We start from the raw sequence: 22,037 nt of genomic DNA on the forward strand, positions 1-22,037 counted from the left end.
AGTAATCTACTTACCATATATTCTTGCTTAAAGATGAATGATTTCTGATTTAACGCAACTTGAAATTTTTCGCATAAAAAAAGCCTAGAGAAAGGTCACTCTAGGCTTGGAAAGTCACAAACTTTTATTACTCAATTTGATGACACATTATTAGAATATCCACTCTATCATTTCAACAAAAAATTAATTTTATTTAAACATTTTTTATGAAAATAATCACATATCGCTTACTTTTTGCCTAAACAGTATAACTAAGCACTCAATTCAACTTGGAATTTTATCTTTAGCGCGATCTTGTAAACTTAAATGACCACGCAAAACATCGGCAAACATCCGCCAATCTGAAATAAAACTATACACAGGTTGTTTAAAACTGGCAGGTTTATTTTTTTCAAAGATAAAATGTCCAACCCATGCACAGGCATAGCCTGCCATCAAACCATACAGTATATATTTGGCTTTTTTCTGTCTTATGGCTTTGCTGACACAATATAAACCAATACTGCTGCCAACAACGTGCAAACGACGACTCATGATGTTGCGGTGTTCAGTTAAATAAAAACGGTAAAATGTTGAATAATCCTGAATTGGCGATTCAAACTTAGGCTCTGGAGTTGGCTCAAATTCGGGCTTTAATGCTGCGTTCATGTTCATCATCCTGATGTTTATAAATTTGAATTATTTTTGCTACGCTCAACGACACTTTAAACTAAGCCAAAATAAAAACCAAACACTAAAAAGCCAAGGTCAAGTCTTACTTCTTGATATATTTTGGTTACAATCAAACGCACTTTTGCAAAACCTTGGTTCTGCAATTTTCACAAATTTATAATACCAATTTGTTTGCCATTGCTTTGGCACTACATGCTTTACGTTCAGGATATTTTTCATGGTCGAAGTTGAATTAAAATTTCAAATTCCAGTCGCACGTCGCACTGCACTACTCAAAACTTTAGACCCGAAAAAATCGACCCAAACTCCTTTAAAAGCACGCTATTTTGATACATCTACACACAGCTTGGCTCAGCATGGCACGGCGTTAAGACTGCGTTTAGAAGGTGAGCTATGGGTACAAACTTTAAAAGCGGCAGGTCAAAGTCATTTTCATAGTTTTGAACATAACCATCCGCTTGCACCAATTGAAACTCCAGATACCCCACCACAACTTGATCTGCAAATTTATCAAAACATTCCCGAAGCACAACAATTGCTAAATCAAGCTTTGGGGCAAAATTGGGATCAGTTAAAACTACAGTTTGAAACTGATATTCAACGTACCTCACGACTGATGAGCGTTGGAGATACTGATATTGAAATCAGTTTAGATGTGGGCCACATTCGTTGTGCAGATGCCGAAGTTGAAGTACATGAGGTTGAATTTGAACTGAAACAAGGTTCAATTCAGCAATTACTGGCTTTTAGTTTTGAGTGGGTGAAAAAATTTCATTTATGGTTAGATGTACGCAATAAAGCTGAAATTGGACATTTGCTTTCGGTGAAGCAAAAAGTCAGCCCTGCGGCTCAAAGCAAAGAATTTCAATTCAGTAAAAAAGATCATGCAGACCAAAATTTACGCCTGTTAATTGCTCAACAATTACAGCATTTATTGCCCAATATTGCCGCAATTTCTGCACAAGTTGCCGAGCAAAGTCATCTTGATCAGGCACAGCTTGCTTTGCAGCATTTACAACTAACATTGTGCTTATTTAAAGATTGGTCGAAGCAATTAGGCGACAAATGGGCCATGCAAATTGCAGCATTTAAACAACATTTTGATCACTTGCAGCATTTAGAACACATGCAAGCCACACTCGGCGCGTTTTTACAAAACCCGACGACTGCAGAAAATCTAAAAAAAGATACCCTATACGCCCAAGAAAAATTGGTCAATTTAGTCCGTTCAACGCAAAATGTGCATCACTATTTAGAATTATTGATGTTTAGTTTAGCCGCGAGCGATCACTCGGGTTTAGACTTAAAAACTGCCGCACAAAAGACATTGCAACAGCAATATAAGCAGTTACATGAACAATTACAGCACAGTGATATTCACGATTTTGAAAGTTTAGATCAACTGGCTTTGCGTATTCAGGAGCTAAAATTCAGCTTCCCAATTTTGACGCATATTTATGATGTAAAAAATTTGCAGAAATACAGTAAAGCTTTGAATGATGCCCAGCTTGCAGCACAGGAATATCAAGTGTTGGCATCTTCTGCCGCATATATTCAACAAACTGAATTGGAAGCGAGCGACTGGTTTATTTTGGGTTGGCTAACAGCAAAACAAGAAGTGTATGCACAGCGTATATTGGAAGCGACCGAACAATTTATGGTGAGCCGTAAATTCTTAAAATAAGTTCCTTTAATATCTTCAAAACACACGCTGAAAATACTGCAATACAACGGCAGCCTTGTGAATATTCATTCGGCTGTTTTAAATTAAAAACTGAATACAAATTATTTTCTTTTTCAAGCTTTTGTTCACAGTTCTCTCCTTGTTCATTTATGGATTTACACTATAGTTAAGAGAACGTATCTTTTTTCATCGAGGGAATTCCCGATGTCTGAAATAGAGTTGAAGTTTCAAATTCCACATAATTATCGTGCGGCATTCGAAATAGCATTTAAAAAGAACAAACTGGTTCAACAACAACGTTTATGGGCTAAATATTATGATAGTCCTGACCAGCACTTAGCCAAGCAACGCATTGCCCTGCGTCAGCGTTTAGAGGGCGATATTTGGCGACAAACATTAAAAGCCCCTAGTCCACAACATTATGAACGCTTTGAGCTTGAACATGAGTTAGGACATGATGCGCCTGAATTGTGTGATTTGGCATGTTATGAAAATCATAAACAAGCTCGGAAGATTTTAAAAAAGGCTTTAGATGGTTCAGAAGTCAATTTAACTCTGCAGTTTGAAACCGATGTTTTACGCTACAGTCAATTGGCACATTATAAAAACAGCCAAATTGAAGTTGCTTTTGATTTAGGTGAAATCCGCCAAGGTAAAAATTCGATTGAAATTTACGAAGTTGAGTTTGAACTGAAACAAGGTGAAATTGTAGATTTAATTGCTTATATTCAGCCGTGGATTAAAAAATATCATTTATGGCTCGACACACGTAGTAAATCGCAGCGTGGCAATATGCTGTATAACAATGAAACTATGATTCCTGTACAACAGCAAAGTGCCTTGCAATTGCAACACCCCGAAAATATACATGAGTTGTTGACGCAAATTACTCAGAATTGTTTGGCACACTTGCTGCCAAATGCAACTGCGATTGCCAGTCAAGATTATGCCAGTGGGCATGTGCATCAAGCACGTGTTGCAATTCGACGTTTACGCAGCGCCTTAAAAATCTTTGCTGAATATGATGCGCTGGCAAATCACAATTGGGAAAGTCAATTGGCTACCCTCTTTCAGCAGTTAGGTTCGACCCGCGATCAAGATGCTTTGCGTGAAAGTCTGATTCCACAACTTGAAAACGCAGGCTCACCTATTACTGAGCTACCCCCTACAGCATCTGAAAATATTGCGATTGATGCAATTTTCCGTTCACCGAGCACAACCTTATTACTGTTACAACTTATGAGTTTTGCACATTCAGCGGCGGTTACAGACGCAGAATCAAAACCATTGAAAAAAGTGTTACGTAAACGCTTGCAGAAATTGCATCAACAAATTTGTGATGATGCAGGTCATTTCCAAACCTTAGATGTGGACTCTAAACACCGCACGCGTAAGCGTGTGAAACGCTTACGCTATACCGTAGAATTTGTGAGCAATTTATTTGCAGAAGATGATGTCAAAACATATTTAAAAACTCTAAAACCATTACAGGAAACTTTAGGACATTTTAATGATTTGATGGTGGCACAAGGTTTATTCGAAAGTCATACCCAAGCGGAACCGAAAACATGGTTTGTATTGGGATGGATTGCGTCTGAAGAGCGTCATATTTCCATACAGATTGAACAGGATTTACAGCAGTTTGCTGAAAGTCAGCCTTTTTGGTCTTAGTTAAAATGTGATCATCAAATAATGAGCACATTTAAGCTCAACACCGATTCATTTCATGTTGAGCTTTTTTATATTTAATCTTAATATTGCACACTTTCTAAAAGCTTAACGATATTTACCAAACACTTTCCATGTTTGGTTATCCGCTAAAGGGTCTTGATAACTGTCACTGCGCTGCTTACGTGGCTTATCGCGCGCATCGACCAGTTCAAAATGCGGTTCAACACTTAACACAATACCATTCACATAAAAACGGGTGCGCGTGTAATCACTTTGTCCATGTTGAAACACATAAGTACGCAGATCAATAAACTCACGATGTGCCACCAGTGCTGCACTTTCATCACTGTCTAACCAACGCTGCATGACTTGAATTTCCTGCGGTTCAAATTGCCCGCATTTTTCGATCAGGCTAGCAATTCCCCGAAAAGTTTTCGATTCTTTAGCACGGGTTTTATTGACTCGAATCCGATCGACATGAAAATAAAACAAGGGCAAGTTCAAATGACTGGGTAAATGCACGGCATCAATGACTTCATCTTGCATAAAAGGTTGAAATAAATCCTGTGCGCGTTCAATCAACCCTGTCCATTGCTTATAGTATTCTGCCACTTCTGCGCGTGTTCCATAATAAATCGGCAAGCCTTCAACATGTGCAAGTTGTACGGGTGGCCAAATATTTTGACGTAATAAAGCAATGTCACTTTTTAAACTTTGAACCGCAATTGCATCTTGCATCAACCACTCCAATTTTGCTTAGGCTATTTTTAGCTTAAGGCAAAGGTTTTGTTTCTGCAAGGCTTTGCCTATAATGAAACATTCAGATTTTTAGCTTAGGAACAATTCATGGTTCAAAAGATTGAAGCAACCGATGTAACCGAAGAAGAAGCATTAAATGCGGCTTTTTTTGAACGTGCCGATGAATTTATTAAACAGGCCAATGGCTTCTGTCATTTTGAAAAAGGCTCTACAGTAAAACCCGCTGAAATTCGTGGTCAGGTCAGTGCTGCCATGTTGTTCGCTACAGCGCGTTTTAATACTTGGGTCGCTGCCAATAACTTTAAAGATGGCAATGAAATGCGCGATGCCAAAGATCAGGTGATGTCGTATATTTTGCAGCAATTTCAAATGATGCTAGAAGATAACTACGACGAATACTGCGAACAGTTTGAAAACTATTTGCGCTTCCGTCATAACGAAGAGTTTCATACCAATAAACATGATCATTCACACGATCACGAACATTAAGTTCTGCATAAAAGCCCTATGGGGCTTTTTTAATGCGCTAGTTTTCCAATTTGTAGTTTTTCGATCAATACCCTTCCCTTTTGCAACGTGATGGCTTTGAATAGTGAAATAACAGCGTTATAAAAACAGGATGATTATGCAGAATCTAGGATTTGCACTTATTGATGCACATATTCATCAGTGGGATCCCTATAACACGCCGCACAGCGCACGGCTTGCTGTTAAGCTTTTGGGCAAGCATCCCAATTTGCTGGATAAAACCATTCGCATGATAAAACCAAAAACACTCATTGAAACTTTAGGACGCACCGAGCAGGTCACATCGCGCTATTTACCTGAGCATTATGCCCGTGACTTAGGTTTTTATACGGCTGAAAAAGTCGTGCATATTGAAGCCAATTGGCACGACCATAAAGGCAAAGGCGTAGTTGGTGAAACCGAATTTATAGAAAGTCTGGATTTTAAAAATAATGGTTTGGCTTTGGGCGCGATTGTCGCCACTGCTGACCCGCGCGATTCTAATTTTAAGAAAATTCTCAAATTACATCACAAAGCTTCTCCGCATTTTCGCGGAATTCGTAAAATGGCAGCCGTGCATGAAGATCACGGGATTTTTGCTTGGGCAGACGAACCACATTTATATCGGAACAAAAAGTTTCTAAAAGGTTTTGAAGCTTTGGCGCAATATAATTTAAGTTTTGATGCATGGACGTATTCGACCCAATTGGGTGATGTCTTGGCATTGGCCAAACAATTTCCAGAAACTTCTATTGTGCTTGACCATTTGGGCACACCAGCAGGACTGTTCGGGCAAGTTGGCACACATACAGGCGTGACCAAAATAGCACGAGAAAATATTCTATTTCGTTGGCAAGAAGATATTGCCGAGTTGGCACACTGCCCAAATGTTTACAGTAAAATTTCAGGGTTATTTATGCCTGTTTTAGGTCATCAATTTCACTTGCAAAAACGTGAAGCCTCAAAACAGGAAATTATAGATTTAACTGCACCACTGATTCAGCATGCCTTACAAAGCTTTGGAATATATCGGTTGATGTTTGCCTCAAATTTCCCAATGGATCGGGTGAGCACGTCTTTAGTCAATTTAATTGATGCAACCAGTGATATTGTTGCGGCCTATCATCCAAATGCTTTACAGCAAGTGTTTCATCATAATGCCAAACAGTTTTATCGTTTATAAAGCTTTAGCCAATTGAGCATAGATAGGCAGAGTAAAACTTGAAGACAAAAAACGCATCGAAATGGATGCGTTTTTTGTATCTACTCAAAATTAAATTGAATCTTTATTTAGACAGCGGCTTTAACGGAAGCACTTCAAGATTGGCTTGACCATATTGATCGGCGGCGACTTCAAGCAGATGCTCCAAACGTAAATATTTCTGAATCACAGCATCTACATCGGCTTTGCTGAGTTTTGCTAACGCTTGATCACGTCGTTCACGATAGCGTAAATCACGACCTTGTTCTAATTGCGGTACCAACATACGGTGGATAGTGCGTTCATCTTCCAATGCAGTCACACGTTTTTTCAAAATATCGGCTTTTGCAGCTTCAACTTCTTGCAAGCTGACACCATCACGGCGCAAATCCTGCAACACTTTATGCACCGCCTGTGACACTTGAGCCGACTTGCCTGCACTGTATTGCGCAGAAATACTGAGCGCACCCGATGGTTCAAATTCACTTAAACTCAAACCACTACTAAAACCATAAACCAATGCATTTTTTTCACGTAATTCTTGCGCCAAACGTGAAGACAACTGCGATTCGCCCAAAATATAACTCAGCACCATCATGGCAGGTGTGTCAGGATGATTCAGGCCCAAAGGTAAGGTCAATAAACTTTGATAACTACCAAATTCGCGCTGTTCTGCTAATACATGCAACTTTTTCGCAGGATATGCCGTATAGGCTGAATCTAAGCGTTGATAGGCTTCCGTATTACGCGATTGTCCTAAACGCTGAACTAAAGTTTTTTTGATTTGTTTCGGATCAAACTCACCTGTAATGGCAATATGCGCATGATTCATAGCAAAAAATTGACGATATAACTGCTGCACCTGCGCTTGAGTTGCAGCTTGTAATTGTTGCTTCGCAAATTCAGGCTCGAAGTGATAGCGTAAATCGCCTTGCGGGTAAATTTCAATTAAACGCGCCATAGTCAAAGCTGCTACAGTTTCAGGCTCGGTATAAGGTCGTTCTAAACTGGATAAACTTTGAGATCGAATTAAATCAAACTGACTTTGCTCAAAACTTGGGTTTTGCATGACATCTAAAACAAAGTTAAAAAAAGCATTAAACTTTTCTTTTTTTGCCACAATTTGAATATGAATCGCATTGGCATCGGCTTGGGCAAATGCTGAACCACCTGCAGCAATTGACTGATCGGCAATGTCTTGCAAGCTATGCTCTTGAGATGCACGCAGCAGCAAATACGCGGTTAAATCTAAAATTTCGCCCTGCTTAAATAATGATTGTGCCGTACCAAAATTCACCGAAATGGTGGCATAAGTTTTATCATCCCGTGTTGCAGTTGGAAATAATGCATATTTGGCACCATTTTTTAAGCTGCCACGCTGAATCTTTTTTTCATTTTGAATCAAAGCTTGTTTAGATTTTTGCACATAGTCTGTCACTTCTTGCTGATAACTTTGCACATCTTTCAAAGGTGCAACAGGTGCATCTTGCTGGTCTAAAGTTTTTGCTACATTTGGATTATTTTTTGCTGTGAGTGCCTGTTTTTGATCTTCAGGTGTGGGTTGAATATCGCCAATGACCCGATGCTGTGCAGTGAAAAACTGTTTTAAACGCTGATTCAGTTCATCTGCATTTAACTGTTGAATACTATTCAAATCACGCCAATATTGTGTCCAATCACCCTGATACGCCACAGCATAATCACTCAAGCGACCACCCAAAGCCACCGCATCATTCATCACACTGTCTGCCTGATTTTGAATCAAGTTTTTCGCACGTTGTAACTCGGCATCATTAAAGTTCTTTGCCTGTTCGATGCTTTGGTTCAAGCCAGCTTGTACTTGCTTAGCGTCATGATTGGGCGCATACAACGCCCCCATCAGCACCAAATTAAAATCTTGATCTAACCAAGTGCTGGACTGCACCATCGTACTTTTGCCTGTTTCTACCAGTGTTTGATACAAATGCCCACTCGGTTGCAACGTATGTAAATAAGGTGACAGCACCAAAGCGGTTTTGATCTTTTCGTCATTGCCATTTAAATACAGATTAAACTTGGCCAGTTGACTGCCCTTTTGCACCACAAAATTACGTTGCTGAATTTTATTACTGTCTAATCGTGGCACCTGTACCTGTTTGGGAATTTGCCGTGCAGCAATTGGACTAAAATGTTGATCAATTTGTTTTAACACCGCTGCCTGATCAAACTTGCCTGTCATCACTAAAATAGCATTATTCGGCGCGTACCATGTGCGGTAAAATTGATTTAACTCCTGCATTTTAATGGATTGTAGCTCGTTTAAATCGCCAATCGGTAAGCGTCCAAAATACTGATTGCCATAGGCCGATTTCCACACCTGATCTATCAAGACTGAAAACGGTTGATCCATACGCACTTCACGTTCACGCTTTACAATCGCAATTTCGGCAGGCACATATTTTTCCTGCATGACCAACTTATCCATGCGTTCCGCTTCAAGATAAATCATCTCATTGACTGCGCGAGTTTCAGGACGAATGATGTTGGTGTATTTAGTCGAATAATAGTCGGTGCTGGCATTGTGCATTAAACTATATTGATCTAAACGGCGCTGAAATTCCTCGGCAGGTACATTTTCTGTACCTTTAAATGCCAAATGTTCCAACAAGTGTGCCAAACCACCTTTGCCTTGGGGATCATTCAATGAACCCGTTAAATACACCATATTCATAAAGACTTTATTTTCTTTTTGATTGGGTGCCAAAATGACTTTTAAGCCATTATCAAGTTGATATTCTTGTATTTCTTGCTGAGATTTTACTAAAACTGGCTGGGCGAAAACCACGCCATTGAATGCCAGTACACATAAAGGTAAAGTGAGGGTTGTAAAACGTAGCAACTTCTTTTTCCCGATTAATTTCATTCTATTTTTGATTTGCCATCGAAAATGGCAATTTTCAAATTGAGCGCAACAGCATACCAAGCTGCGATTAAAGCAACCGTAAAAATTTGCAAAATATATGATTTAGACCAAGCAAAACGAGCAAACTACTCTCATCTCAGCTTTTTTTCCAATATAAAGAAAGATGAAAACTCAATATGACAAAAATAAAGTAATGATCAATCGTAAATTTGACTAAGCATTTGATCAATTTTAAAGCATGAAAGAAGTCTAATGCAGTATCTAGTTTAAATCATGATTTCGCCCTGCAAATATAGCTGTGCATAACCTGAAATTTCGATACGACCATTAGGTAAAATTTTGCAATACAGTACGCCACCTCGGGCTGAAGCCTGATAAGCCACAAGTTCAGTTTGCTGCAATTTTTCTGCCCAAAATGGTGCAATTGCAGTATGAATTGAACCTGTAACAGGGTCTTCTGCCATGCCCATAGCAGGTGCGAAATATCGTGATACGCAGTCATACTGTGCATTTTTAGAAGCAGTAATCGCTACATCAACACTCGACTGTGCTGTGATAGCTGTACGCAATTGTCCCAATTGTTTTAATAATTCAAGATTCGGCTGTTCATCTAGCACATCTTGTACCGATTCATATTCCACAATATAAGCTTGCGCATTGATATAGACATTTTTAAATGGTTTAGTCAAAGCTTGGCGTAAAATATCGGGATAATCTTCAACTTCCTGGGCAGCGCGTATCGGGAAATTCATGCAAATTTTGCCATCTTGCTGTTGCTGAACTGTAAAAATTCCCAGATTTTTCACATGAAATTGAATTGTCTTTGCCTCGGTAAAATCCTTAAATAAAACAAAGCTGCTAGCAAGTGTTGCATGACCACAAAAATCGACTTCTGTTGTGGGGGTAAACCAGCGGATTTCAAAGTTTTCCGCATCTATCATTTTGACAAAAGCGGTTTCGGACAGATTATTTTCCAATGCGATATTTTGCATTAAATCATCAGCTAACCATGTTTTACTCACAAGCACGGCGGCGGCATTGCCTTTAAACAATTCATGGCTGAAAGCATCAACTTGGTAAATTTTCATGATTAAATGGTTTGTCCTAAAAATAATGACGGCTACCTAATATAAATAGGCTTGAAACATAAATGCTAAAAATATGTGATATTTATAAAATATTAGAGCTGAGGTTAGCGTGAACTTGCTAGTAAATATGGATAAGGATTCACAGCCCCATGCCCGCGTAAATAAATGCCATAATGCAAATGTGGCGGCGTGTTTTGGGCATTGCCTGACGTGCCAACAAAACCAATGACTTCACCAGCTTCTACCCAGTCTCCCACATGAATATGTTCGGCATAATCATCAAGGTGTGCATAATAATGTTGGCTTAATGCAGGCCCAGTAATCCAAATGACTTTTCCACCTAAGCGGTCTAAACCAATTTTATGCACAATGCCATCTGTCGCCGCAATGACGGCTGTCCCACGCACCGCAAAAATATCAGTCCCCTGATGCTTTCGCCCTTCACTGCGTGCTGCACCCCAGGTATCTTGTATTTGAGCAATATTCACACCTTTCACTGGAATTTGTAGTGGAGTCACTGTGAGTTCAGTTTGTTGCAATTTCCAATATAAATACGGGGTTTGAATTCCTGCAGACTCGCCAGACACGGGTGGCTGACATGCACAGAGCAAAGCTAGCATTGAAAAGCTAAAGATTAGTATAAAGCACCAACGAGCTTGTTGCATAACATCCTAATTTATATTCATACACGTTTATCTTAATTTTATGCATTATAGATGCCTAGTCTGTTTCTGTAGTTTAATGCACACACAAAAAAATAATTGTCTTTAAGCAATACTTTCCCCTATTCTTATCGCATAATAGACCCATCTCAAACGCACTGTATTTGCGATTTAATTGGAAATCGCCCGTTTTTCCTTTTAAATCCTCTCAATTTTCCCAATTTGTTGAATTTAAAGAAGCATTTCTTATGAAAATCGTCATCTTAAATAAACCATATGACGTTCTCTCTCAATTCCGTGAAGATGAAAAACATCTCACCATGTCGGCTTTTGTAGATGATCCAGACTTACGTTTAGCTGGGCGTTTAGATATGGATTCGGAAGGCTTGGTATTTTTGACTGATCATGGCGGCTTGAATCAGTTTATTACCAATCCAGCCAATAAAAAATACAAAACCTATTTGGTTCAAGTCGATGGTGATGTCACTGAAGATGCCTTAGCACAATTGCGTAAAGGCGTGGAACTGAAAGATGGAATAACTTTGCCTGCGCAAGCGTATAAAGTTGATGAGCCTGAATGGTTGTGGGAGCGTGATCCTCCTGTACGTTTCCGTGCTTCTGTACCTACTTCGTGGATTGAAATTTCAATTTGTGAAGGTCGCAACCGCCAAGTACGTCGTATGACGGCTGCGGTTGGTTTTCCAACTTTGCGTTTAATTCGTACCAAAATTGGTTCAATTGATTTAGTGCAGTTGGGTTTACAACCCGGTGAAACCAAAGAAATTGAACCGTTGTTGTATCCTGATTTTAAAGATGTGCCCGCTGCTGAACCGTATCGCTCGCGTTCTTATGTGAAAAAACCTGGTGGTACGGGTGGCAAGCCAATCCATCAAAAGAAAAATAAAGATGGTACGCCTAAGAAAAAATCAGGTACGCCACGTATTTGGCAAATGGAAGAAAGTGAAAAACCACGTCGTAAGACCAATGGTACCACACGTCCTAATACCAAAAGCCGTGGACGTCGGGCGCGTTAAATAAAAAGGAATAAGCTCACTCATTATGGTGGGCTTATTCCATTATTTTAAAGGAGTTCAGACTCTAGTATTTGAATATACTTTGGTAAATCCTGCTCTATAAGTTCACGAAACTTTTCAGTCAGAATTTTTCTCAATTTTTCTGTATCCCCACTTTCTATAAAATCACCAATATCATTTTCAGACAAAATTAATTTCTGAAATGACTGATGCCATTTAGGCTGTAAATTCTTGTCAACACGATTAAAAAAACTTTTATGTTTGCGGTATATTTCAAAAAGCCTTTCACGAACTTCTTGTTCACCTGCTCCAATTTTTAAATCAAAATTAACAACATGATTTCTTATATTGAACTCATACAAATAAATAGTATTATTTTCTAAATTTCCATGCTTTGGAAATAGACCTGGCAGAGTAAAACTTGAAGTGCGACATAAACCACCTAATTAATTTAAAGGGTTTATGGAGTATATAAAATTGTCATACCATCATCTTAACTTTGAAGATCGTACTGCATTAATGCTTGAGTCAAGAAAAGAAGGCTTTTCACCCAGAAAATTTGCTGAACTTATTAAAAGACATCCTAGTACGATCTATCGTGAACTTAAAAGAAATAGCATCAATGACGTTTATCAAGCTCAATATGCTTCTGATAACACCTTCGCTAGACGTAGACGTGGTCATAGAAAACTCAAAATCGATTCAATCCTCTGGAAATTTATTGTTGAAGCGATCCGTTGTTTATGGTCTCCTCAGCAAATAGCAAAGCGTTTAAAGAGATTTCCTGATTTGGATCAAACAATGAATGTAAGCCATACAACGATTTATTCAACTATACGAGCATTACCAAAGGGTGAGCTGAAAAAAGACTTACTATCCTGTCTGCGTCATGAAAATAAAAAGCGAAAAGCTAACGGTGAACCTAAAAAAGATTCTATATTACAGGATATTAAAACTATTCATGAGCGCCCAGCCGAAGTTCAAGAAAGAAAAATACCGGGTCATTGGGAAGCCGATTTAATTAAAGGTAAAGACAATAAAAGTTCGATAGCAACACTTATTGAACGAAATACACGGCTCTGTATCTTGGCAACATTACCTGATGCAAAGGCAGAATCAGTGCGCAAGGCTTTAACTGAAGCTCTGAAATATTTACCCGCAGAACTGCGTAAAACATTGACCTATGACCGTGGACGTGAGATGTCAGAACATAAAATTCTCGAAGAAGATTTAGGCATAGATGTATATTTCTGTGACCCACATTCGCCATGGCAGAAAGGCACATGCGAAAATATGAATGGTTTAATTAGGCAGTATTTACCTAAAGGGATTGATTTAAACCAGGCAGATCAGCATTATTTAAATCAAGTTGCCATGTCACTGAATACTCGCCCTAGAAAAGCGTTAGATTGGCTTACACCATTAGAGAAATTTGCTCAGCTTGTTGATTATCATAAGGCTTTTGAAACTGTCGCACCTCATGTTTGAATTCGCCCCTTTATCCTTTAATTTCTCAATATTTTTATGCAAAAATATTGGTTGAAAGCGGACATAAGTTTTATTACTGTTATAAGGTAACAATAACTTCTCTTGCTCGATAAGTTCACGTAAAATATTTCCAATTTCACTTGTATCATTTGGGGTACTATATTTAAAAACTAAATCGAAAGCAGACTTATATCTCTTATAGAGTTTTTTTGCGATATCTTCAATTTCTTTATTTTCATTCAACATAGATTTTAACGTCTGTAAATATTGCTCAAGAACAAATTTGGTTTTTTCAGCCAAATTAGCTGATTGTTTTAGGATTTTTTGTTCAATCAGCTTACTAATATGACCATAATTTAACTGAACATAATGTTTTGAATCCTGATCATTAATATTTTGATCTTCCAAAGACAAATAAATATAAATCTTATGTTTATAATCAGGATAACTTGTTTCAATAATATTTCTATATTTTCTAAGCTGACCTTTTCCTTCTCCAGAGTATATTTTATTTTCAATCATCATACAAAATTCATTCTTTTTAGATAAAAACAATAAATCTATATTTTGCATTTCCCTATGAATTACGAGGTCATCAAAATCTAAGTGAACAAAATCAAAAACAGATAAACCTGACTCATTACCTAAATTTTGAAATTCATTTTCTTTAAAATATAATTTTATAAACTCTTTTAATACAAAATCTCCTAATTTATGAGTTTCTGCAGGATCAAACAGCCATGCTAAAAAATTTGAATGCTGTAATTCTCTGTGTGAAACTCTTAAAATTTCCATAAGATTGACTTCTTCATTTACTAAATTCTGCAAACTATTGAAGTCATCATCTAATATCAGCTCTTTTAACTGATATTCCACCTCATTTCTCATAATTTAAGCCTTGGTCCCTCTTAAGCATTACACTTAGTTACTTTCTTAATATTTTTATTAAAAGTAAACCGATGCAAAAGCATCGGTTTACATTTTTATGATCAGCCTTTCAACCACTGCTCTACTTTTGCCTGATCTGTAACATTTAATACCACTTCTGGCAATTCAATCTGCGCAGCATTTAGCTCAAAAGCCATCAACTCATCACGGCGGAAAGCATGAACAGTATAAATTGCATCCTGTTTGGCATATCGCTCAAGGGATTTTACCGTAGCTTTTAAACCATCAATCGCAATAATCACATCATGCGCAGAAAGCCCCGCTTTTACCGCTGAACCCTCACGATGGGCAGCTTGTACCAACACCCCTTCAGGTTTATCTGCCAATTTTAAACCAAACGGCAAAGACTTATCCTGTTTTAGCTGATAATCAACGCCAAATTCAGGCAATAACTGATCGAGCGGCAATTCATCAGTCGTGTTAATTAAATGATGGATTTGCTCCGACCAATCATCTCCTGTCAATTCTTTACATAATTCAAAGATAGTGCGCTCATGCACTTGAATGCCCTGTTGCGCATTGGCATACAATTTCTGCATTAAGGCATCTAAGCTTGAACCACGTAAGCGCAAGCCCAAATCTAAACATAAAGCCACCAAACAGCCTTTATTATAGTAGCTGGTTCCTGCATTGTTCGAGTTTTCATCTTGACGATAGAACTTAACCCAAGCATCAAAACTGGATTCTGCCACCGTTTGAATCGCACGACCCGGGTTTTGCAAATAACGATCAATCTGAGCTTTGAGCAGCTCCAAATAAGCCGCTTGATCTATCACACCGCTGCGTAGCAATAACAGATCATCGTAATAAGACGTAAAGCCTTCAAAAATCCACAATAGTGAGGTATAGCCTTCCTGATTCAGGTCATAATTCACAAAATTTTCAGGACGAATGAATTTCACCAACCAACTGTGAAAATACTCATGGCTGCACAGACCTAAAAAGCGCTGATAATCTTTAGAGGGTTGTTCAGGCTCGTTAGCTTTCGGTAAATCATCACGCGGTGTAATTAAACTGGTACTGTTCGGATGTTCTAAGCCACCATAGCTATTGCCTGTTGCCATGGTCATAAAGGTATAGTTTGCAAATGGCGCAGAACCAAACATAGCAATTTGTGTGGCACAAATTTTTTCAATATCTTGCTGCATACGTGCAGCATTCATTGCATGTTTACCCGAAACCACAAATTCATGTGGAATATCTGCTGCGGTAAAACTAAAACGAGTTTGTTCTGCCAATTCAAACGGTGCATCAATCAATTCGGCATAGTTTTTGGCTTTTAAGGTATAACGCCCTTTTACCAAACTTTTTGCAGTCAAACCTGTTGCAAGCTGAAAATGCTTCAGCTCATCTGGTAAAAATATTTCAACTTCAATGGCTTTGTCTTCTTGTCCATCTAAGCCCAAACAGGCACAGGCAGGATTGACATATAAACGGGTCTGATCGACATAAGCGCCACGCACTGACAAATCATAGGCATATACATCATATTCCACCGTAATCAATTCATGATCGGTATTGAACAAACGCCATTTATTCTTTTCAAATTTCTGAATTTTGAGAATGCGCCCTGCCTCATCATAAGCACGCACCGACTCGATATGTTTTGAAAATTCACGAATTAAATAACTGCCTGGAATCCAAGTGGGTAATGATAAAACCTGAGTAGGATTAGCCAAAAAACGCACGGTGACATGCATAAGATGCTGACGATAATCGTCAAATTCGATTTGATAATGCAACATAATGGGCAATACAAAATGTATAAATAAGAACTTGGCCACAAGCTTAACATTTTTTTAGCAATTGATGCGTCATCGCCTGATTTGTCGGTATTTTTGGCTAGTCATTCGGCAAAAAAAAGCATAGCATGCCTAAGTCACTCGACACCGATTTTATTGTTTAGACACCATTACAGCACCAACGGACTGGTGTACATAAGGAACTTCTTTGAAACGTGTTATTTATCTGATTGCGCTGCTCTGTTGGCTATCCAGCGCAATCACGCATGCCGCATTATTGAATATTCAAGCTGAAAGTGTAGAAGCCGAAGCATGGGCAATTTTAGACCCACAATCTGGGCAAGTGATTGCAGAGCACAATAGTCACGTACAACGTGCACCTGCTTCACTCACTAAAATGATGGTGGCTTATATTGTGCTCAAAGATATTCAGGCAGGTAAATTAGACCGAAATGAAATCTTGACCGCAACACCTGTAGTACAGCAAGTGATGTGGGATGAATCACAAATGTATCTAAAAGCAGGTGAACAGATTTCGATAGATCAACTATTGGCAGGTTTAATTATTATGTCTGCTAACGATGCTGCACTCACTTTAGGTGAACGTGTTGCAGGTGGTGTGCCGCAGTTTATCGCCCGAATGAATCAGGAAGCGCAAGCTTTGGGCATGCAAGATACACATTTTCAGAATCCGTCTGGTGTGACTATGCCTAATCATTACTCTTCTGCGGCAGATATGGCACGTTTGGCTCAAGCAATTGTGACTGAAACACCCGATTATTTGGCTTATTCAAAACAGACCAGTTTTACCTATAATCAGCACTTTCACCGTGCGACCAATATTTTATTAAAACAAGACCCAAGTGTAGATGGATTAAAAACAGGCTTCACCAAAGCTGCAGGCTACAACCTTGCCTTAACTGCTAACCGCCCAACATCGGACAGTGATGCACCTGAACGTCGTTTAGTGGTGGTGGTGATGGGAACTAAGAGTGCGCAAAAACGCGCTGAAGTGGCACATCAATTATTAAATTTAGCCTATAGCTATACCCGTAATGAAGTCGCGATTAAACCCAAACAAATGATTGCAGAATTGCCTGTAGTGAAATCGACCTTACGCATGTTCAAGATTGAAAGCAGTCAGCCAAAGTTTGTGACGACATCGCTGTATGAACAGCCACATGCAATTAACTTGTCGCAGTTCGATCAAAGCACTCAACGTCTACAACTTGTGAATGCACAAGGCGAATTAGAAACACTTGAACCTGCACAGCGTACACAAACGCATGTCAATATTGAATTGTCTGAAAAATTGCTGACTGCGCCATTAGCACAGGTCATGAAACTGGCAACCGTACACGTTTATCAAAATAACCAATTGATTAACAGTTTTGCGATTGAAGAACAGGTCAACATTGTTGAAGCCAATATTTTTGAAAGAATCATGATGTGGTTTGGTAGTTTGTTTAATTTCTTTAGCCATCAACCTGTAGAAGATGAAAAAACTTCACTCGGTTAGAAGCCGATGATCCTCAAGAATTAAATATCACCAAGATGGGCAATGTCCCATCTTTTTTATTGTCATCTACACATCATACAAAAGGCTTAAAATGAGCCTGCAATAAAATCTGCAAATTTATAGGTATGACGCACAAATTTGCATTGAAATTATAAAAATTGCCCCGATTAACTAAAAAATGTCATAAAAAACTCGGAAAAGTGAAGAATTTGCAGAAATGTCTATAACAAATTCCACGTTTCACTTTATGATGTACCCTTAAAAAATTGAATGGATCAATAACATGACTGCTATTGCAAATGACCTCGTGGTTTCTTTCCACTACACATTGACTAACGCAGAGGGTGAAACTCTCGACAAATCTCAAGGTGAACCACTTGCCTATTTGCATGGTGCAGGTAATATCATCCCTGGTTTAGAAAAAGCGTTAGAAGGTAAAACAGTAGGTGAAAAATTTACTGTAAACGTACCTGCAGCTGAAGGTTATGGCGAATACAACCCAGACTTAGTACAAGAAGTTCCTGCACAAATGTTCCAAGGTGTAGACAACATCCAAGCGGGCATGCAGTTCCAAGCGCAAACTGATGATGGCGTTCAAATCGTAACTGTAAAAGCAGTTGAAGGCGACAACGTAATTGTTGATGCAAACTTCCCACTTGCTGGTCAAGATTTAACGTTTGAAGTTGAAATCGTTGAAATCCGTGAAGCTTCTCAAGAAGAATTAGATCACGGTCACGTACACGGTGCGGGTGGTCATCACCACTAAGATCAGTACTGATCGAAGCAAAAGGCAAAGTATTTTTACTTTGCCTTTTTTGTTTGTTATTCTAAAATTTAGGCTAAGCACATGACTGAAAGATCCTTTCAGGCAGACTATTGCGGTAAGATCATTACAGAAAAAATCAACACAACACATTGTCGTTTTATTGGACAATTAAACCCTTCGCATTTAAGACAATTTTACCCAGTCATGCTTATAATGAAGTCACCTTTCTAGCGACCACATCAAGCATTCTTCCCATGCAAAACTATAATTTAGTTTGGTTCCGACAAGATTTAAGAATTTCAGATCACACCGCGCTTTGGCATGCTAGCCAAGCAGGAGCTTGTATTGGCGTAGTGATTCTTTCGCCTCAGCAATATCGTTTACATCACGATGCGCCGATTAAAATTGACTTTTACTTGCGTCAATTAAATGTACTAAAAGAAGAACTCGCACAACTCAATATCCCACTGATTGTTCAAATCACGCCATCTTGGGCTGACATTGCACAAACACTGCTCCAACTATGCCAAACATTGAAAGACTCTCATCCTATTCAAAATATTTATGCCAATATTGAATTGGGAGTGAATGAGCTAAAACGTGATCTTGAAGTTCAACAAGCCTTGAACCAACACGGTCAGGACTTGGTGTTGTACCATGACCGCACGCTTTTTCCTGTGGGTACGGTGCGCAATCAGAGCATGAAACCGTATCAGATATTCAGCGCATTTAAAAAATATGCCTATCAACAGTTGAATGTCAGTATTCCGCGTTGCTTTCCTCAGCCGCAACCACAACTACCCATCCAACTTCCTAAACAATATCTCTCTAAAGTGCCAAGTTTAGAACACTTAGGTTTCGACCCGCTTCCAACGGCACAACAAAATTTATGGGCAGTCACGGAACAACATGCACAGCAATTGTTGGATGATTTTACGCGTGAACAAATGCAAGATTATCAGCAACAGCGTGATTTTCCAGCGTTGTCTGCTACCAGCCAATTATCTGCGTATTTAAACTGTGGCATTCTCTCCATTCGGCAATGTCTGGCTGCGGTTTTTGCGCATTCACAAGGACATTTTCATCTTGAAAATACAGGGCAACAAACTTGGTTAGATGAATTACTGTGGCGTGAGTTTTATCAACATATTTTGTTTGATTATCCTAAAGTTTCCAAGCACCGCCCTTTTAAAGATCAGACCGCGCAGGTGGCGTGGCGCAAGGATCCTGCAGGTTTAGCAGCATGGCAGCATGGAAAAACAGGCATCCCCATTGTGGATGCAGGTATGCAGCAACTTTTGCAAACGGGTTGGATGCATAATCGAGTCCGAATGATTTGCGCGATGTTTCTGTGCAAAAACTTGTTGATTGACTGGCGCTTGGGCGAACAGTGGTTTATGCAACATTTAATTGATGGTGATTTGGCTGCCAATAACGGTGGCTGGCAATGGTGTGCCTCAATTGGTACAGATGCAGTGCCCTATTTTCGGATTTTCAACCCAGTAAGCCAATCACAAAAGTTTGACCCCAATGGTGATTATATTCGCACATGGCTACCTGAGCTGGCACATTTAGATGCCAAAAACATTCATGAACCGTATGTGAAAAATCCAAACCTAAAACTGGATTATCCTCATCCAATTGTAGATTTAAAGCTCAGCCGTTTACGTGCCATTGAAGCATTTAAACAGCTTTAATTTAGATAGCACAAACATGAGATTTGTCAGCCCTCCCATCTGCCATTCCTTAGCATGATGGGAGATTCAACGATTAAAGCAACAGTTAGGCGGCTAGCTCGTCACGTTTAAAGACCAATTCGCCTTGTAAAGAACTGCCTGCATCGAAGTAATAACCTTCACTATTGAATGCTTTTAAGTCTTCTGCGCGTTCTAATTTATTCTCGATGATAAAACGTGCCATCAAACCACGGGCTTTTTTGGCATAAAAACTGATGACTTTATATTTACCATTTTTCTGATCTAAAAATACAGGTTTAATAATTTCAGCCTGAATTTTTGCTTCCTGCACCGACTTATAATATTCATCGGAAGCTAGATTAACTAATAATGCCGACTGGTTATGTTTTAAATCTTGGTTAATTAAATTGGTGATGATATCGCCCCAGAAACGATACAAATTTTCACCGCGCGCATTATGCAACTTAGTGCCCATTTCCAAACGATACGGCATCATTAAATCTAAAGGACGCAATAAGCCATATAAGCCAGAAAGCATACGCAGGTGTTGTTGAGCAAACTCAATATCTGCAGCAGACAAACTATAAGCATCTAAGCCTGTGTACACATCACCTTTAAAAGCAAACATGGCCTGACGCGCATTGGCAAGATCAAATTCTGCTTGCCAGTCACGAAAACGCTCGACATTTAAAGTGGCAATTTTTTCACTCACACTCATTAAACTGGCAATTTCTGTTGCAGAAAGTTTACGTGCTACATCAATTAACTCTTGTGAATGTTGAAGTAATCTAGGTTGAGTATATTCATCGCTTGGTAATGCAGTTTCATAATCTAAAGTCTTGGCTGGAGAAATTAAAGCGAGCATAAACCACCTAAATAAAAAATACTGCGCTCACTATAGCAGCAGCTTTCAACAAACTCCAATGCGTGTTTTTGTTTAGCCCTATCGGAAAAACACGTTGCGTTGTGCTTCCTGACGATGATCTCATAAGATCAATCTAACGTAGATACTGAGCTACTTTTATTTCAGCGCATGTTTTTAAAAATATTGATTCGCTCTGACCAGTTGAGCTTATTTTTTGCAGTACTTACAACTTTTCTCTAGGCAATAAAAAACCCACTTAACTCTCCCAAATTAAGCGGGTTAAATAAAAATTATTTTGTTGTATTGTTCTTGCTGCTTATTATACGGTTGTGATGTGTCATTTAGATGACATTTCAATTAAAAAAACGAATGATTTTGATTTAAAAATCATGTATAAATTTTAAACATCCAACACATATCGTCCTAGTTTAACCTTTCCACTCAAATTCACTAAAAGATTGGTCTTCTTTCAGAGTATTTTCTACCGCTTGCGCCAATTGATTTAATAAACTTTGCTCTGTAATCCGTTCTAGCCAGTCTTGTTCCTCATTGGGGTATGAAGTAATTTCACAAACAAGGTGTCCATCCTCACCTCGGCTTTGACAGTTCACAGCCAAAGGCAGCGCATGTTGATCTACACTTACAGCGACTTGTGCACCACTCTGCGGCAACGTTTGAAAGCCATAGTGAGATAAGTTTTGTGAAAGTAAATTCGCCACATAATTCTGTGTCAAAGTGCAATCTTGTAACTCTTGTTTATTTTCACAATTTGCCATAAATTTTAATTTGCGCATGCTCGAACCCAAAGGCTTTTTTCTTGTATGGGTTTAGC

At 38.8% G+C, this 22,037-nt stretch carries 19 protein-coding genes; 9 read left to right on the forward strand and 10 right to left on the reverse strand.

The annotated features are described in order from the left end of the window. Nucleotides 1-264: 264 nt before the first annotated feature. Entirely contained in the window at nt 265-648 is a 384-nt protein-coding gene (locus K1T76_RS08195; protein ID WP_230245116.1) for a DUF962 domain-containing protein, read from the reverse strand. A gap of 241 nt (nt 649-889) precedes the next feature. On the opposite strand from K1T76_RS08195, the gene K1T76_RS08200 reads away from it, so the two are divergent. Both K1T76_RS08200 and K1T76_RS08205 read left to right on the forward strand, forming a co-directional pair. Then, on the forward strand, nt 890-2,356 hold the full coding sequence (locus tag K1T76_RS08200; RefSeq protein ID WP_230245117.1) for a CYTH domain-containing protein: 1,467 nt from the start codon (nt 890-892) through the stop codon (nt 2,354-2,356). Between the two features lie 204 nt (nt 2,357-2,560). Next, nucleotides 2,561-4,027: a CYTH and CHAD domain-containing protein gene (locus K1T76_RS08205; RefSeq protein ID WP_019836691.1), complete on the forward strand. Its 1,467-nt coding sequence runs from the start codon at nt 2,561-2,563 to the stop codon at nt 4,025-4,027. Between the two features lie 105 nt (nt 4,028-4,132). Here the strand turns inward: K1T76_RS08205 and K1T76_RS08210 are convergent, their stop codons facing one another. Continuing rightward, complete coding sequence (locus tag K1T76_RS08210) at nt 4,133-4,765, reverse strand: hypothetical protein (protein ID WP_019836690.1); 633 nt, start codon at nt 4,763-4,765, stop codon at nt 4,133-4,135. A gap of 108 nt (nt 4,766-4,873) precedes the next feature. Between K1T76_RS08210 and K1T76_RS08215 the strand changes: the two genes are divergently transcribed. Together K1T76_RS08215 and K1T76_RS08220 are read left to right on the forward strand one after the other, a co-directional pair. Next, nucleotides 4,874-5,275, forward strand: a complete 402-nt coding sequence (locus K1T76_RS08215; protein ID WP_019836689.1) for a DUF3144 domain-containing protein — start codon at nt 4,874-4,876, stop codon at nt 5,273-5,275. 136 nt (nt 5,276-5,411) lie between these two features. After that, entirely contained in the window at nt 5,412-6,476 is a 1,065-nt protein-coding gene (locus tag K1T76_RS08220; RefSeq protein ID WP_230245118.1) for an amidohydrolase family protein, read from the forward strand. 103 nt (nt 6,477-6,579) lie between these two features. Here K1T76_RS08220 and K1T76_RS08225 read toward each other — a convergent pair whose 3' ends face one another. The 3 genes from K1T76_RS08225 to K1T76_RS08235 form a co-directional block, all read right to left on the reverse strand. After that, nucleotides 6,580-9,372: a M16 family metallopeptidase gene (locus K1T76_RS08225; RefSeq protein WP_230245119.1), complete on the reverse strand. Its 2,793-nt coding sequence runs from the start codon at nt 9,370-9,372 to the stop codon at nt 6,580-6,582. A 290-nt stretch (nt 9,373-9,662) separates the two neighbouring features. Then, nucleotides 9,663-10,484, reverse strand: coding sequence for a PhzF family phenazine biosynthesis protein (locus tag K1T76_RS08230; RefSeq protein WP_019836686.1), 822 nt, complete (start codon nt 10,482-10,484; stop codon nt 9,663-9,665). 104 nt (nt 10,485-10,588) lie between these two features. Further along, complete coding sequence (locus K1T76_RS08235; RefSeq protein WP_026438049.1) at nt 10,589-11,149, reverse strand: M23 family metallopeptidase; 561 nt, start codon at nt 11,147-11,149, stop codon at nt 10,589-10,591. Between the two features lie 245 nt (nt 11,150-11,394). Here K1T76_RS08235 and K1T76_RS08240 point away from each other — a divergent pair, with 245 nt between their 5' ends. Then, the gene (locus K1T76_RS08240) at nt 11,395-12,180 is read left to right on the forward strand and encodes an rRNA large subunit pseudouridine synthase E (protein WP_019836684.1); all 786 of its coding nucleotides are present in this window, start codon (nt 11,395-11,397) and stop codon (nt 12,178-12,180) included. A 47-nt stretch (nt 12,181-12,227) separates the two neighbouring features. On the opposite strand, the gene K1T76_RS08245 is transcribed toward K1T76_RS08240, so the two are convergent. Beyond that, nucleotides 12,228-12,542, reverse strand: coding sequence for a hypothetical protein (locus K1T76_RS08245; protein WP_230245120.1), 315 nt, complete (start codon nt 12,540-12,542; stop codon nt 12,228-12,230). 100 nt (nt 12,543-12,642) lie between these two features. Here K1T76_RS08245 and K1T76_RS08250 point away from each other — a divergent pair, with 100 nt between their 5' ends. Next, nucleotides 12,643-13,668, forward strand: a complete 1,026-nt coding sequence (locus tag K1T76_RS08250) for an IS30-like element ISAba125 family transposase (protein WP_005103961.1) — start codon at nt 12,643-12,645, stop codon at nt 13,666-13,668. On the opposite strand, the gene K1T76_RS08255 is transcribed toward K1T76_RS08250, so the two are convergent. Both K1T76_RS08255 and K1T76_RS08260 read right to left on the reverse strand, forming a co-directional pair. After that, entirely contained in the window at nt 13,603-14,544 is a 942-nt protein-coding gene (locus K1T76_RS08255) for a PDDEXK-like family protein (RefSeq protein WP_230245121.1), read from the reverse strand. The two genes, K1T76_RS08250 and K1T76_RS08255, sit on opposite strands and share 66 nt — an antisense overlap. A gap of 113 nt (nt 14,545-14,657) precedes the next feature. Further along, complete coding sequence (locus tag K1T76_RS08260; protein WP_230245122.1) at nt 14,658-16,361, reverse strand: M61 family metallopeptidase; 1,704 nt, start codon at nt 16,359-16,361, stop codon at nt 14,658-14,660. A 205-nt stretch (nt 16,362-16,566) separates the two neighbouring features. Between K1T76_RS08260 and K1T76_RS08265 the strand changes: the two genes are divergently transcribed. From K1T76_RS08265 to K1T76_RS08275, 3 genes are all read left to right on the forward strand, one after another. Further along, nucleotides 16,567-17,877, forward strand: coding sequence for a D-alanyl-D-alanine carboxypeptidase family protein (locus K1T76_RS08265; RefSeq protein WP_019836682.1), 1,311 nt, complete (start codon nt 16,567-16,569; stop codon nt 17,875-17,877). A 283-nt stretch (nt 17,878-18,160) separates the two neighbouring features. Further along, nucleotides 18,161-18,643, forward strand: coding sequence for a peptidylprolyl isomerase (gene slyD, locus K1T76_RS08270; RefSeq protein WP_004972992.1), 483 nt, complete (start codon nt 18,161-18,163; stop codon nt 18,641-18,643). 254 nt (nt 18,644-18,897) lie between these two features. Beyond that, nucleotides 18,898-20,340 carry a cryptochrome/photolyase family protein gene (locus tag K1T76_RS08275; protein WP_230245123.1) on the forward strand — a complete coding sequence of 481 codons (1,443 nt, stop codon included), beginning with the start codon at nt 18,898-18,900 and terminating at the stop codon, nt 20,338-20,340. A gap of 85 nt (nt 20,341-20,425) precedes the next feature. Here the strand turns inward: K1T76_RS08275 and yaaA are convergent, their stop codons facing one another. Together yaaA and K1T76_RS08285 are read right to left on the reverse strand one after the other, a co-directional pair. Next, the gene (yaaA, locus tag K1T76_RS08280; protein WP_230245124.1) at nt 20,426-21,205 is read right to left on the reverse strand and encodes a peroxide stress protein YaaA; all 780 of its coding nucleotides are present in this window, start codon (nt 21,203-21,205) and stop codon (nt 20,426-20,428) included. 428 nt (nt 21,206-21,633) lie between these two features. Then, nucleotides 21,634-21,999 (reverse strand): hypothetical protein, encoded by a 366-nt coding sequence (locus tag K1T76_RS08285; RefSeq protein WP_230245125.1) that lies wholly within the window; start codon nt 21,997-21,999, stop codon nt 21,634-21,636. Nucleotides 22,000-22,037 lie beyond the last annotated feature (38 nt).

Origin of the sequence: Acinetobacter sp. PW68 (genome assembly GCF_020982655.1) — a bacterium.
GTDB lineage: Bacteria > Pseudomonadota > Gammaproteobacteria > Pseudomonadales > Moraxellaceae > Acinetobacter > Acinetobacter towneri_A.